This window comes from Cupriavidus sp. LA-1 (assembly GCF_055385985.1).
Genome location: NZ_AP031387.1, coordinates 1,160,972 through 1,174,164 on the forward strand (window position 1 = coordinate 1,160,972; position 13,193 = coordinate 1,174,164).

General features: G+C 65.9%; 10 protein-coding genes and 1 tRNA gene. 5 read left to right on the forward strand and 6 right to left on the reverse strand.

Annotation, left to right across the window (positions count from 1 at the left end; translation table 11 throughout):
• The first annotated feature begins 38 nt into the window (after positions 1–38).
• Positions 39–1,421, forward strand: coding sequence for a phosphate regulon sensor histidine kinase PhoR (gene phoR / locus ACZ5MJ_RS05570; RefSeq protein WP_464222824.1), 1,383 nt, complete (start codon positions 39–41; stop codon positions 1,419–1,421).
• Between the two features lie 36 nt (positions 1,422–1,457).
• On the opposite strand, the gene ACZ5MJ_RS05575 is transcribed toward phoR, so the two are convergent.
• Together ACZ5MJ_RS05575 and ppk1 are read right to left on the reverse strand one after the other, a co-directional pair.
• A complete protein-coding gene (locus tag ACZ5MJ_RS05575) occupies positions 1,458–2,783 on the reverse strand; it encodes an IS4 family transposase (RefSeq protein WP_464222825.1) in 1,326 nt (441 codons plus the stop codon).
• A gap of 132 nt (positions 2,784–2,915) precedes the next feature.
• Positions 2,916–5,042, reverse strand: a complete 2,127-nt coding sequence (gene ppk1, locus ACZ5MJ_RS05580; RefSeq protein WP_464222826.1) for a polyphosphate kinase 1 — start codon at positions 5,040–5,042, stop codon at positions 2,916–2,918.
• Between the two features lie 154 nt (positions 5,043–5,196).
• Between ppk1 and ppx the strand changes: the two genes are divergently transcribed.
• On the forward strand, positions 5,197–6,729 hold the full coding sequence (gene ppx, locus ACZ5MJ_RS05585) for an exopolyphosphatase (protein WP_464222827.1): 1,533 nt from the start codon (positions 5,197–5,199) through the stop codon (positions 6,727–6,729).
• Positions 6,730–6,790: 61 nt separating this feature from the next.
• On the opposite strand, the gene ACZ5MJ_RS05590 is transcribed toward ppx, so the two are convergent.
• From ACZ5MJ_RS05590 to infA, 3 genes are all read right to left on the reverse strand, one after another.
• Positions 6,791–7,633 (reverse strand): GNAT family N-acetyltransferase, encoded by an 843-nt coding sequence (locus tag ACZ5MJ_RS05590; RefSeq protein ID WP_464222828.1) that lies wholly within the window; start codon positions 7,631–7,633, stop codon positions 6,791–6,793.
• 344 nt (positions 7,634–7,977) lie between these two features.
• On the reverse strand, positions 7,978–8,454 hold the full coding sequence (locus ACZ5MJ_RS05595; RefSeq protein ID WP_464222829.1) for a SixA phosphatase family protein: 477 nt from the start codon (positions 8,452–8,454) through the stop codon (positions 7,978–7,980).
• A gap of 248 nt (positions 8,455–8,702) precedes the next feature.
• Positions 8,703–8,924 carry a translation initiation factor IF-1 gene (gene infA / locus ACZ5MJ_RS05600; RefSeq protein WP_008641674.1) on the reverse strand — a complete coding sequence of 74 codons (222 nt, stop codon included), beginning with the start codon at positions 8,922–8,924 and terminating at the stop codon, positions 8,703–8,705.
• 585 nt (positions 8,925–9,509) lie between these two features.
• Between infA and ACZ5MJ_RS05605 the strand changes: the two genes are divergently transcribed.
• Positions 9,510–10,031, forward strand: coding sequence for a hypothetical protein (locus tag ACZ5MJ_RS05605; protein ID WP_464222830.1), 522 nt, complete (start codon positions 9,510–9,512; stop codon positions 10,029–10,031).
• 114 nt (positions 10,032–10,145) lie between these two features.
• Positions 10,146–10,889 carry a DNA polymerase III subunit epsilon gene (locus ACZ5MJ_RS05610; RefSeq protein ID WP_464222831.1) on the forward strand — a complete coding sequence of 248 codons (744 nt, stop codon included), beginning with the start codon at positions 10,146–10,148 and terminating at the stop codon, positions 10,887–10,889.
• Between the two features lie 511 nt (positions 10,890–11,400).
• Here the strand turns inward: ACZ5MJ_RS05610 and ACZ5MJ_RS05615 are convergent.
• A tRNA-Pro gene (locus ACZ5MJ_RS05615) sits at positions 11,401–11,477 on the reverse strand.
• 412 nt (positions 11,478–11,889) lie between these two features.
• Between ACZ5MJ_RS05615 and ACZ5MJ_RS05620 the strand changes: the two genes are divergently transcribed.
• Positions 11,890–13,146, forward strand: a complete 1,257-nt coding sequence (locus ACZ5MJ_RS05620; protein ID WP_464222832.1) for a GGDEF domain-containing protein — start codon at positions 11,890–11,892, stop codon at positions 13,144–13,146.
• The last annotated feature ends 47 nt before the right edge of the window (positions 13,147–13,193 follow it).

Here is a 13,193-nt window from a genome sequence, read left to right on the forward strand (position 1 = left end):
CGGCATCCCTTGGCCGGCTGCGAGCCTGAACCCTGCGCATGAACGTCATCTGGGCCCGTTCCGCGGCCATCCTGATCATCCTGCTGGTGCTGTCCGCCGGTATCTACCTGGCCGTGGGCCCGGTCCCGGGGCTGGCGCTGGCCTGCGTCTCGCTGTTCGGGCTGCTGGCCTACTACCTGTACCAGATCAACCGCCTGTGGAAAGTGCTGGACGCGCCGGTCTACGGCGAGATCCCCAGTGCGCTCGGCCTCTGGGGCGAGGTGTATTACCGACTGCACCGGCTGGTCAAGCGCTGGCGCACCCAGGTGCTGCAGGTCGAGCAGCAGCATACGCGCTTTATCCAGGCCATCCAGGCTTCGCCCAACGGCGTTCTGATGCTGGATGACGTCGACCAGATCGAGTGGTGCAACGACGTCGCCGAGCAGCATTTCGGCCTGAACGCGCGGCGCGACGTGCGCCAGCGCATCACCCACCTGATCCGCCGCCCCGAGTTCGTCCACTACCTGACGCGGCAGCGTTTCGACGATCCGCTGGTGATGCGCGACATGGGCGAGCACAAGCACAGCGTGATCGCGGTGCAGATCCTGCCCTATGGCGATAACCGCAAGCTGGTGATCACGCAGGACATCACCAAGCTCGAGAACACCGAGGCGATGCGGCGCGACTTCGTCGCCAATGTCTCGCATGAACTGAAGACGCCACTGACGGTGCTGACCGGCTTCCTCGAAACCGTGCGTGACCTGCCGGTATCGGAAGACGACCGGCGCCGCTACATCGACATGATGCTGGCGCAGTCGGTGCGCATGCAGAGCATCGTCGAAGACTTGCTGGCCCTGGCCAAGCTGGAAAGCGATGCCCAGCCGCCCGGCAATGACATCGTGCCGATCCGCGCGATGGTGGCGCACCTGACCCACGACGCCGAAGCCCTGTCGCAGGGCCGGCACCAGGTCGCGGCCGAGGTCGACCCGACCGTGGGCATGCGCGGCGCCGAGACTGAATTGCTGTCGGCGCTGGGCAACCTGGTGTCGAACGCGGTGCGCTACACGCCTGACGGCGGGCGCATCACCATCAGGCTGGCCTGGGAAGACGGCCACGCGGTGTTTTCGGTGGCCGACACCGGCCTGGGCATCGCGCCCGAGCATATCCCCCGGCTGACCGAACGCTTCTACCGCGTAGACCGCAGCCGCTCGCGCGATACCGGCGGCACCGGGCTGGGGCTGGCCATCGTCAAGCACGTGCTGTCGCGCCACCATGCGGATCTGCGTGTGACCAGCGAAGTAGGCCGGGGCAGCGTGTTCCGTGTGATCTTCCCGCTCGAGCGCAGCCTGCGTTTTGCTGGCGAGGGCGCGGACACGCCAGCGCCAGGCGCGGGCCCCACGTTACCGCCAGAGGCGCCGGATACGTCGCGGCGCGCCGCCTGAGCCCAAACAAAAACCCCGCCTTGGCGGTAATGCCGTTCAGTTAAGGTCCCTATTGAGGAAGCGAACGGCATAGCGTGAAGGGCGGGACTTGACGACCCGGTCGCATGAGCGGCCGGGTCGTTTCACATTGGGCAGCGACTTTAGGCGCTCGCGTAGGCGCTGCAGGCAGGCGGGCAATTTCGCGTAGGCTGGCGTGACAGCTGCCCACATCATCTCGTGCTGGATGACATGGAAGGCGCGCACGAAGCTCATGTCGGTCGGCACAAGCTTCGCTTCTCGGGCAGCGCTGGCCATCTCGCGACGAATCAGGTTGTAGGCGATCAAGGCGCCCCAGATTTCCTGGCATACCCCATCGACGGTTCGGCTACGCAGGGTCAGCTCCATGCCGAGCATCGACTGCTTCAGTTCCCGGTAGCTCGTTTCGATCTGCCAGCGCCGCTCGTAACTGGCGACGATGTCAGCAGGTTTGAAGCGTCGGCGATCGAGCAGCGACGTCAGCAGAATTCGGCTACGTCCGCGTGCATCGATCGTTCGGATTGCCCGCGCCTGCCAGAACTCCGGCAGCGCCGGACACTTCTTGCGTGCCTGCGGCGAGACACGCATGCGTACCGTGGCGTCCTCGGCCGTGCCGGCCGTCACCTCCCAGCGCGTGTTGGACTTGGCCGGAATCAGGAAGTGGCGGTTGTGCCCGCCCATCGTCAGACCGCACAGGATCTCGGCAGCCAGGAAGCCTTTGTCGAATACCGTCAGCGAATCATCCGGTATCTGCGGCAACAAGCCTTTGGCGTACACCATCTCATTGCTGTCATAGCGACCGAAGCTGGCACCTGCCACCAGGTGCGTGGGGATCGCAGTCAGCGTCACCATGCGCACCTGCGGATAGCTGGCGACCCTGCGAGCGTAAGCTTGGGCGCCAAAGTGCTCGCGGTTGGCAGGGCTGTCGGCTGTGCGTAGCGTCGTGCCATCCATCGCCCACAGGCTGAGTCCCTTGAGGGCGTAGTCGCTGGCGTCCTGCAGACTCCAGGCGCGCGCTGTTCGTTCGAACAGCCAGGCCAGCGGCGCCTCGCCAACGCGCTGGCGGGCTTGCGTCGCCGCGCTCTTGCTGACGAACGGCGCCACCTCGTCAGGCGGGGCCAGTTCCAGATTGTCGAGCACTTCGCTGATCGACCAATGGCGGTACATCGCCAGCGCAATCACCAGCCAGACCACCTGTTCAGCGGGCAATCGACGGCGACGGATACTTGCCGTTCCCGTCGCGTCTACCGCGCGCTCGATCCACTCGTACGGAAGATGCTCGGCGAGCCGACTCAAGTCGGCCGGCTGTTGCGCTTCGAGCAGGAAGGTCAGGTGACTGGAAAGCATCGCGCCCGAAAGTTAACACTTCGGCGCAGCGTTTACAACTTCCTCTGACGCTACATACAAAAATGCCGTTCAGCTCTTAACTGAACGGCATTACCGCCTTGGCGGGGTTTTTGTTTGCCTGCGAGGTGTCCCTCAGGGCGTGCCGCCGAACAGCACCAGCATATCGTTCTGGCTCACATGCGGATGCTTGGAACGCGTCTGCTTGCGCTCATAGTTGCCGTCCGGCTGCATGATCCACGCCGAGGCGTTGTCGCGCAGGTGCACCTGCAGGCTTTCCTTGATGACGCGCGCCTTCAGCGTCTTGTCCAGCACCGGGAAGGCGACTTCCACGCGCCGGAACAGGTTGCGGTCCATCCAGTCGGCGCTGGACAGGTACAGCACCTCCTCGCCGCCGGCGCGGAAGTAGTAGACCCGGTGGTGTTCCAGGAAGCGCCCGATGATCGAGCGCACCGAGATGTTCTCGGACATGCCCGGCACGCCCGGCATCAGCGCGCATACGCCGCGCACGATCAGGTCTATCTTCACCCCCGCGCGCGAGGCCTTGTACAGCTCGTCGATGATTGACGGTTCCAGCAGCGCGTTCATCTTGGCGATGATGCGCGCGGGCTTGCCGGCGCGCGCGTTGCGGGCCTCGGCACGGATATGGTCAACCAGGTTGCTCTGCATGGTGAAGGGCGACTGCCACAGGTGGTTCAGCCGGATGGTGCCGGCGGTGCCGGTCAGCAGCTGGAACACATGGTGCACGTCTTCGCAGATCGCCTCGTCGGCCGTCAGCAGGCCGAAGTCGGTATAGAGCCGGGCAGTGCGCGGATGGTAATTGCCGGTGCCAAGGTGGGCGTAGCGCCGCAGCTTGACCTGCTTGGCCTTGGGGCCGGTGGGCTCGCGCCGCACGATCAGCAGCATCTTGGCGTGGCATTTGTGGCCGACCACGCCGTAGATCACGTGGGCGCCGGCGGACTCCAGGCGCTCGGCCCAGTTGATATTGGTTTCCTCGTCAAAGCGCGCCAGCAGCTCGACCACCACCGTCACTTCCTTGCCATTGCGCGCGGCGGTCATCAGCGCTTCCATCACCAGCGATTCGTTGCCGGTGCGGTAGACCGTCTGCTTGATTGCGACCACGTTGGGGTCGGCCGCCGCCAGCTGCAGCAGGTCGAGCACGGAACTGAAGCTCTCGTAGGGATGGTGCAGCAGCACGTCTTGCTGGCGCATGACGTCGAACATCGACGCGCCGCTGGAAAAGACCTTGACCGGGGCCGGCAGGTACGGCGCGAACTTCAGTGCGGGCCGGTCGACCATGTCGGGGATCTGCATCAGCCGCACCAGGTTCACCGGGCCGGAAACCCGGTACAGGTCCTGCTCCGACAGGCCCGATTCCAGCAGGAGCCGGCGCGCCAGTGGGGCGGGGGTGTCGGACGAGACTTCCAGCCGCACCGTGTCGCCGAAATGGCGCGTGGGCAGTTCACCCTGCAGCGCCTCGCGCAGGTCGGTGATCTCGTCCTCGGAGACGAACAGGTCGGAGTTGCGCGTGACGCGGAACTGGAAGCAGCCGTGCACGGCGATGGCGGGGAACAGTTCATGCACGAAGCCCTGCATGAACGACGACAGCATCACGAAGCCGTACGGGTAGCCTGACAGCTTTTCCGGCATCTTGACCACGCGCGGCAGCGCCCGCGGCGCCTGCACGATGGCCAGGTCGGCGTCGCGCCCGAAGGCGTCCTTGCCGGACAGCTCCACCACGAAGTTCAGGCTCTTGTTGAGCACGCGGGGAAAGGGGTGGGCCGGGTCCAGTGCGATCGGCGTCAGCACCGGCGCCAGTTCGCGCTGGAAGAACTCGCGCGCCCATTCGCGCTGGGCGTCGGTCCAGGTGGTGGTCAGGTGGAAAAAGACCCCTTCTTTTTCAAGTAGTGGAAAAATGGTGTTCTGCAGCATGTCATACTGCGAAGCCACAAGCCGTTGCGTGCGCTCGGTGACAAGCTGGTAGGTCTGCTGGAACGAGAGGCCATCCGGCGTCAGGCCCGACGCGTTGTCGCGCATCTGTTCCTTCAGGCCCGCCATGCGGATTTCAAAGAACTCGTCCAGATTGCTGGACACGATGCAGATGAATTTCAGCCGCTCCAGCAGCGGGATCTTCGGGTCCGCGGCTTGCGCCAGCACGCGGGCATTGAATTCCAGGATGCCCAGTTCGCGGTTGAGCAGCGTACTGGACGGAGTCGTCGACATGAGCATGGCCTTCTTTTGGTAATGTGGCGACTTTTTCATAAATGCGTGTCACTTTTATGACAGTTTGATTTTGTCATGATGCAGACATGACAACGACATATTTTGCCCGGGCGCGAACGCCGGCGGGCCAAGGTACCAGATTGCGCCTGCCGCGCCACGCAACGCCAACGCGAATCAGCCCTCCAAGCACACGATGAACAACACTCCACGCCTGCTGGCCGCCGTCGATATGGGTTCGAACAGCTTCCGCCTGATGATCGGGCGGGTGGACGAGACCCCCACGGCCAATGGCCCGGCCAGCCAGATCTTCCAGGTTGATGCGCTGCGCGAGCCGGTCCGGCTGGCAGCCGGCCTGACCCCCGACAAATACCTGGACCAGCCCGCGCGGCGACGCGGCATCGATGCGCTGCGGCGCTTCGGCGACCGCCTGCGCGAGTTCGCGCCGGGCCAGGTGCGCGCCGTGGCCACCAACACCCTGCGCGTGGCCAAGAACGCCTCCGAATTCCTGATCGAGGCCGAAAGCGCGCTTGGCTTCCCGATCGAGGTGATCGCCGGGCGCGAAGAAGCGCGGCTGATCTACCTCGGGGCCTCGCACGATGCACCGGCCTGCCAGGGCAACCGCCTGGTGGTCGATATCGGCGGCGGCTCGACCGAGTTCATCATCGGCAGCGGCTACCAGTCCAAGCTGATGGAAAGCCTGTACATCGGCTGCGTATCGCACAGCCGGCAGTTCTTCCCCAGCGGCAACGTGGATGAATACGCGATGAAGCAGGCCGAGCTGGCCGCGCGCCGCGAAATCCAGGTGCTGGTGCGCCAGTACCGTGCCGCGGGATGGCAGCAGGCGGTGGGCTCGTCGGGTACCGCGCGCGCGCTGGCCGAGCTGATCGAGCTGAACGGCATGAACGACAGCACCTCCGAGCACGGCATCACGCGCGAAGGGCTGGAGCGCCTCAAGCGCGCGCTGATCAAGGCCGAGAACACCAACCGCGTCAAGCTGACCGGCCTCAAGGCGGACCGCATCCCGGTGCTGCCGGGCGGGCTCTCGATCATGCTGGGCGTATTTGCCGAACTCGATATCGAGCGCATGGACGTGACCGACGGCGCGCTGCGGCTGGGCGTGCTGTACGACCTGCTCGGACGCAGCCACCACGAGGACATGCGCACGGTCACGGTGGACCAGTTCATGCGCCGCTATGGCGTGGACCGGGCCCAGTCCAGCCGGGTGCGCCGCGCCGCGCAGACGCTGCTGTCACAGTTTCCGGAGCCGGCCAACGAACGGCGCGAGGACAACCTGGCGCTACTGGGCTGGGCCGCCAGCCTGCATGAGATCGGCATGTCGATCTCGCACAGCGGCTACCACAAGCATTCGGCCTATATCGCCACGCATGCCGACATGCCGGGCTTCTCCAAGACCGACCAGGCGCGGCTGGCGACGCTGTTGCTGGGCCATGCGGGCAAGCTCGGCAAGCTGTCTGGCAGCGGCAAGTTTGTCGACTGGCGCATGCTGTTCAGCCTGCGCCTGGCCTTTGTGCTGTGCCGCCGCCGCTCGGACGTGGGCTTGCCCGATATCCGCGTAAGCCAGCTGACCGAAGCGCTGGATGAAGGCTTTACGGTGCGCTTGCCGAAGGTGTGGATCGAGGCCAATCCGCTGATCGAGTACAGCCTGGCGCAGGAAGCTGACGAATGGCAGCGGATCGGCAAGCGCTACAAGGTGATATACGACTGAGCAGGGAGGGGCGGCCGCCGATGAGGCGGCCGCAGAAGGAAGGGGGGTGGCGGGACGCCGCTCAGGCGCCGTTGTTCAGGCCCAGGAAGTGGCGGGCGTAGCGCGGGTTCATGTCGTTCACGCGCAGCAGCGTGAGGAAGTCCGCCACGTTGAAGTCCGGATCCCACGCCGGCTGGCCGCAGATCTTCGCGCCCAGGCGCAGATAGCCCTTGATCAGCGCAGGCGGCTCGACGTCCAGTTGCTGGTTCAGGTCTTCCACCGGCAGCGGCAGGCGCGGGAAGGCATGGTATTCGATCGGCGCCAGCGAGCGCTCGCTGAACAACCGGTGCAGGCTGGCCGCGTAGTGGCCGCCGTCGCTCATCGGCACGCTGGCGCAGCCGAGCATCGACTCGATGCCCCAGCGCTGCAGGTACTCGCCCAGCCCGCCCCACAGCGCCATGATGACGCTGCCGGAACGGTAGTCGCGGTGCACGCACGAGCGGCCCAGCTCCAGCATCTTGGGGCGCAGGTGGGCCAGGCGCACCAGGTCGAATTCCGATTCCGCGTACAGGCAGCCCAGGCGCTTGGCCTGGTGCGGCGGCAGCACGCGGTAGGTGCCGACCACGCGCAGCGTGGTCAGGTCGCGCACGATCAGGTGGTCGCAGTAGGCATCGAACATGTCGATGTCCAGCTCCGGCACCGAGGACGTCAGGCGTGCGCCCATCTCCTCGGCAAAGACCTTGTAGCGCAGGCGCTGGGCTTCGACTACTTCGTCCTGGTGGCGCGCCCACGCCACGCTGAGAACAGGCGACTCATTTGCCGGTGTATCTGATTGGCGATGAAGACGCCTCCGCGCCGTCTGGCCGCCAAGGCCATTGGGCAGAGAGTCGAAGAGCGGCTGGGTGGGCGTCGGCAGATCTCGCATCAGTATGTCCTTTTGGTGACGAAACTGTTGCGATGCAATGTAGTGAGGGCGGGTGACATTGCCGTGACCCGGCGATGACGGTTCCGTGACGGCGTTAGCCAGGGCGGGGCGCCGGGATGTTTCCAGTGGCGCACCGGGCAGCGTATTGCGGTCCTCGCCAGCAATCTGGCGAGCGGCGGGGTCATGCATGGGGAATCTCCGTGACACCTGCAAGCGACGCCGAAAGTAGCGCCTCGGTCACTTTAGTGGCAGGGAATTCCGCCCGCCATCAGCCATTTCTGATTTTGGCGGGCCAGGACGGGCCAGGCGCCGTCAGCCGGCGCCAGCAAGGCCGCAGGCAGGGCTCAGAGGAACTCGGGGTTGATGACTGCGCGCAGCACGGTCTGGGCCTCGCTCTCGCGCGTGCGGCCGGTCAGCCACCAGATGCCGCTCTTGCGCACGCTCCAGTTCATCTCAGAGCCGGCCAGCAACAGGCTGGCGACGCGGCCGATCCATGGCTGGTGCCCGACCACTACCACATGCTCGGGGCGCTCCGGCCATTCGATGGCGGCAAGCACGGCGCTGACATCGGCGCCGGGTGCCAGGGCATCGACGATTTCAGGCTCGCTGGTCAGCGCCGCCGCGGTTTCACGGGTGCGCAAGGCGGGGCTGCACAATACGCGGGTATCGGCCGGCAGATGCGCGCGCAGCCATTTGGCAGAGACCTCTGCCTGCTTGCGGCCGCGGCGCGTCAGCGGGCGCTGCAGGTCGGCATGGCGGCTCAGGCTGAGCGCATTGGGGAGGTCTTCGGCTTCGGCGTGGCGCCACAGGATCAGGTTCATGTCGGGCTGGGCGATGGCGGTGGTTCGAGTATGGTGAAGCGGCCCGACCGGCGCAAGCGCCAGCTTGCCCGTTCCGCCGGTAGCGGCATGCCTGGTGCTGGCGACGCGTAAACGAAAACAGGCTGCCGGTCGGGCAGCCCGCAAGTGTGTCCGGGCGCGGTGTCAGCGGCGTGACAGCGCGTCGGCGCACAACGGCAGCGGCGCGGGCGACAGGCGCGAATGCGGTGTCGCCGGGGCCGCTCGGAAACTCAGGACTTGTGGCGGAAGTTGATGCGTCCCTTGGTCAGGTCGTAGGGCGACATTTCCAGGGTGACACGGTCGCCGGCCAGGATACGGATGCGGTGCTTCTGCATCTTGCCCGAAGCGTATGCCCAGATTTCGACGCCGTTTTCCAGCGTGACACGATAGCGGTTGTCAGGCAGGGCTTCCGACACCACGCCGCCAAATTCAATGAGTTCTTCCTTAGCCAATCTGTCTTCCTTTTCGGCAGCCCGCGAAGGCTGCATGGTTGCGTTATCAAAAATCCGGTTCGGTTCGCCCGGTACGGAGCGGAACCGCGGCACATGTCGCCATTGCGGCGAACCGCGCCTTGGGGTTGTTCGGGGCAGGCTCACGCGGACTGCGGCGCGTGGCGCCTGATTGCTCGGTGTCAGCGGTATTGCCCGACGGGCGCGGATAGCTTGGGCGATTACCTTGCCGCTGACGGCCGGAGAGACCGTGTGCTTCGCGGAGCAGGCGGGCAGGTGTACCCGGTGGTTCGCCAGTTTGTTGTCGTCGCGGATGGCCCGCGCCGGCGGCTGCTGTTCGCTCGCAAGAGCGCGCTGGTGAGAACGCCCGGTTACAGGGATGCTCGGACACCCCGGGGGCTACTGCAACATTGTACCACGTACGCAGTTGCAGCATGGCCACTTCGTCGGTTGCACCTTCGTTGCGGGCCGGCAATCAATGTGCTCAAAGCACGACTTTATGAAGTCCGGACGGCTTGGTATTTGCCTCATATGAGCTAGAACTAACTCGTACGGCCTTGTCGGGCCGGATCTCGCAAGGAGACTGCCATGGAACTCCATCTGGAATCGCATCGCTATGTCCGCTGCCGGCCCGACTGGCGGGCAGCGGTGCTGGCGGGGCTGATTGCCGGCGCGGTCTACATGGTGCTGGAATTGCTGACCGCGCGCTTCCTGCTGTACCAGGGCGCCTGGGGGACCGTGAAAATGGTCGCGGCCATCATCCTGGGGCGCGAGGCGCTGTCGGCGGATGCCTTCAACTGGACCGTCGTGCTGGCCGCGGGTACGGTGCACTTCGGCTTGTCCATCATCCTGGCGGCGGGGCTGGCCCTGATCCTGTCGTCGTTCCGGCTGGATTCCAGCCTGGGCCTGGCCTCGCTCGTCGGCATCGTGTTCGGCGCACTGGTGTACCTGGTCAATTTCTACGTGCTCGGGCGCTACCTGAACTGGTTCGACGAGGCCCGCGGCTGGGAAAGCCTGTTCGCCCATGCGCTGTTCGGGCTGGTGGCGGCCGATGTCTACTGCAACCTTGAGCGGCGGCGCAACGATGCGGCGGCCCAGCATCCCGCCTGAACCGTTTAACCCATCTGGTCGATATGACGTCCAACGCGCTCGCACTAACCTAGAGGGAAACGATCACAGCGGCTGCCGCCAACCAGGCCTGCGGACGGCCACACCGGAGTGCCCATGCGGGTCGCCATCGTCAGTACTGAAACCACCGGGCCCATGCCAGCGGATGAGCCCGTCAGCATCGGTTTGCTGCTGGTCGAGGTGGCGCCGCGCGCGGGCAGCCTGTTGCGGGAGGTCACCAGCTATTACGGCTCGCAGGAGCCCGCTGTGCCGATCAGCGCGGCGGCCACCGGCGCTCACGGGCTGACCGTGGAGATGCTGCGCGGCCGCCGCTTTGACGTCGACGCCATCCGTGCCATCGTCGACGACGCCGACGTGCTGGTCGCCCACGGTGCGGATTTCAACCTCAGGATGCTGGAAAAGGTGCTGCCCGACATCCGGTGCAGGCCCTGGCGGTGCTCGGTGCGGCAGGTGCGCTGGTCCCGGTTATTCCACGTCCCCAACCACAAGCTCGATACGCTGTGCGAGCACCTGCATATCTTCCGGCCGCGCCCGCAGGTGGCCCTCGACGATTGCCTTGCGCTGTCCAGGTTGCTGTTCCAGCCGATGGGGAGCGCCGGCCAGCCAACCCCCATGGGCTTCCTGCTGGCCGAGTCCGATTTCGTGCCGCGCGCGGCCATCAGCGCGTCCGCGCAAGCTGCCGCCGCGTCCGCGGCGACGGATCGTCCGGGCGCCGTCCCATCCTGGATGCCGCAGGTCGATGCCAGCCCCGATGGCCCCAGCCGGGGGCTGGTCATTGCAGCCGTGGCATTGATGTTGTTCGCGGGGGCGCTGATCTGGCCGGATTTATTGCCGTGGTGAGTGGCGCGGCTGCAGGTCAGATGCGCTGAACGGCAATGCCGCGGCCAGCGGGTCCGAAGTGACCCTGCATGTGGTAAACGACAACCCACATGGCCGCAATCCCCCGGAGCATTTGCAGCGATTGGAATTTCATTATCGGAGGCTCTCAGTTGGCCTGGTAGGGCAAACTGAGTCCCAGATGCGGCTTGGTGCGCTATCGACCGGAAGAACGAGATGGGCGCTGGTTCTGAAAATGGCCTTTGGCTTGGGAGGCCGAGGCTGCATGTGGCGCCCTGTCATCACAAGGCGCGCCCGTTCGGTATCGGGTGCCGCCCGACAGTGGAAGTGCCGCATCCACTGCCGTAGCCTTCGGCCGCCGCGCGACGAGCGCCGGCTCAGGCTCGTCTCACAGGTGCTGCAGAACCATATCCCGGGTCGACCCGCCAAGGTAGCCATGGGTAATGGAAGCCGGTCAGGAAAGAAAAACGGCCTGGATCTTTCGATCCAAGCCGTTGTTTCCACTACATATTTCTGGTCGGAGCGATAGGATTCGAACCTACGACCCTCTGATCCCAAATCAGATGCGCTACCAGGCTGCGCTACGCTCCGAAGCCCGCGATTGTAGCCCGGTCCCGGGATCGCGGTCAATCTGAAGTGATGCAGGCCGGTTTGGCCCCCATCACCCTGTTGCCGGGCTCCCCCTTCTGGCGGGGGCCCTTTGGCTTGACTTGGGTTTGCGCGCTGCGATAATCCCGCACACCGCTCAAGTCCGACCGGCGTGCTGTTGGGAACGCCCGGTTTGCGTATTTCCTTCCGGACTGACCTGATCACCAGAACAAGAACGGCGCTCCCGACCCCGGAGAGCGGCTCGGTGCGCTTGCGTTTGCCGGCTGGCGGCGCCAGGCGGCCTGGAGCAGGATGTGCGGCAATTGATCACAACGGTCCGGTACAGGACCGGCAAAGAAGCAGGGAAGCGCGGTGCCAAGCTGAGCGCCGCTTGTTGCCTTGGACGGGAATAAAGATGTTTCAGTCGCACATAGTTGTGCTCATCGCGGGGTTGTTTGCCCTGCAGATGGGGGTGGTTTGCGTCGTATTGCGCCGGTCGTCGGGCATGGATCGCAGCGGCCTGACGTCGTGGGCGCTGGGGAGCGTGCTGGCGGCGGTTGCCGCGGCCCTGGCGGCGGTGCAGGAACTGCGCCCGATGTGGCTGGTGCCGGAGTCGACAGGCCTTGCGCTGCTGGCGGCGCTCTCGGTGATGGTGGTGGGCGCGCGTCACTTCGCGGGACGGCCCGGCCGTGCCGCGTCCTTGCTGGCGCTGAACCTGGCCGCCGCGGCAGCGGTGGCCTGGCATGACCTGGCGCCGCGGTACCTGGCGGTGCCTGTGACGCTGCCGGAGCTGGCGCCGCTGCTGAGCGCGTGCCATATCGTGCTGCTGCTGGACCTGGCGCGCAGTGTTGTGCGGTCGGTCCCGGCCACACGCGGTACAGGCCGGCTGGCGGCGTTGTCGCTGGTATTGATCGTGATCGCCGCGGCGGCCATCAACGCATGGACCGTGTCGCTGCCGCTGGCGGCGGTGGCACGGGACGGCGCCTGGCCGCGGCCGATGCCGTGGGACGGCGAGCTCGCCATGCTCAATGTCTTTGTCTTGGTGGGCGTGTCGGTCAGCTTTGCGCTGATGGCGCACGACCGGTTGCGCCGCATGCTGGAGCGGCGCGCGCGGCATGATGACCTGACCGACGTGCTGCTGCGTGGCGCATTCTGGGAAGCGCTCGAGGCGGAATGCCTGCGCGCCGAGCGGCAACGCAAGCCGCTGACGGTGGCTTTTGTCGACCTCGACCACTTCAAGGCCATCAACGATGTCTACGGCCACCTCGCGGGCGACAGCGTGCTGCGCCATTTCGCCGGGCTGCTGCGCAAGACGGGTGGCCAAGTCGATGTGGTGGGGCGCCTGGGCGGAGAGGAATTTGCCATCGTGATGCCGGACACCGCGCTGGAGCAGGGCCGGCTGGCCTGCCTGCAGCTGGCCACGGCGGTGCGCGCCACACCGTGCCCGTCCGAGCCTGACCCGATCGCCTATACCGTCAGCATCGGCGTGGCGGCGCGCCAGCCCGGCGAGGGCGCCGATGCCCTGATGCGGCGCGCCGACCGCGCACTGTATGACGCCAAGCTGAAGGGGCGCAATTGCGTGTCGATGCACCCGGCGGGGGCCGATGGCGCTGCCGACCCCGCGCCCGATGGCCGCTACATCACGCGCGGCCAGCCGCGGGTGGCGTCCTGACACTTGCGGCTTGTCACTACGATGCGGCGCTGCGGTAGAATGCTGGC

What these genes read in the sequence shown, in the direction of transcription:
- ppx (WP_464222827.1), top strand. Translation starts at nt 5,197, where the DNA reads ATGAACAACACTCCACGCCTGCTGGCCGCCGTCGATATGGGTTCGAAC.
- ACZ5MJ_RS05595 (WP_464222829.1), bottom strand. Translation starts at nt 8,454, where the DNA reads ATGAACCTGATCCTGTGGCGCCACGCCGAAGCCGAAGACCTCCCCAAT.
- ACZ5MJ_RS05605 (WP_464222830.1), top strand. Translation starts at nt 9,510, where the DNA reads ATGGAACTCCATCTGGAATCGCATCGCTATGTCCGCTGCCGGCCCGAC.
- ACZ5MJ_RS05590 (WP_464222828.1), bottom strand. Translation starts at nt 7,633, where the DNA reads ATGCGAGATCTGCCGACGCCCACCCAGCCGCTCTTCGACTCTCTGCCC.
- ppk1 (WP_464222826.1), bottom strand. Translation starts at nt 5,042, where the DNA reads ATGAAAAAGTCGCCACATTACCAAAAGAAGGCCATGCTCATGTCGACG.
- phoR (WP_464222824.1), top strand. Translation starts at nt 39, where the DNA reads ATGAACGTCATCTGGGCCCGTTCCGCGGCCATCCTGATCATCCTGCTG.
- ACZ5MJ_RS05610 (WP_464222831.1), top strand. Translation starts at nt 10,146, where the DNA reads ATGCGGGTCGCCATCGTCAGTACTGAAACCACCGGGCCCATGCCAGCG.
- ACZ5MJ_RS05575 (WP_464222825.1), bottom strand. Translation starts at nt 2,783, where the DNA reads ATGCTTTCCAGTCACCTGACCTTCCTGCTCGAAGCGCAACAGCCGGCC.
- ACZ5MJ_RS05620 (WP_464222832.1), top strand. Translation starts at nt 11,890, where the DNA reads ATGTTTCAGTCGCACATAGTTGTGCTCATCGCGGGGTTGTTTGCCCTG.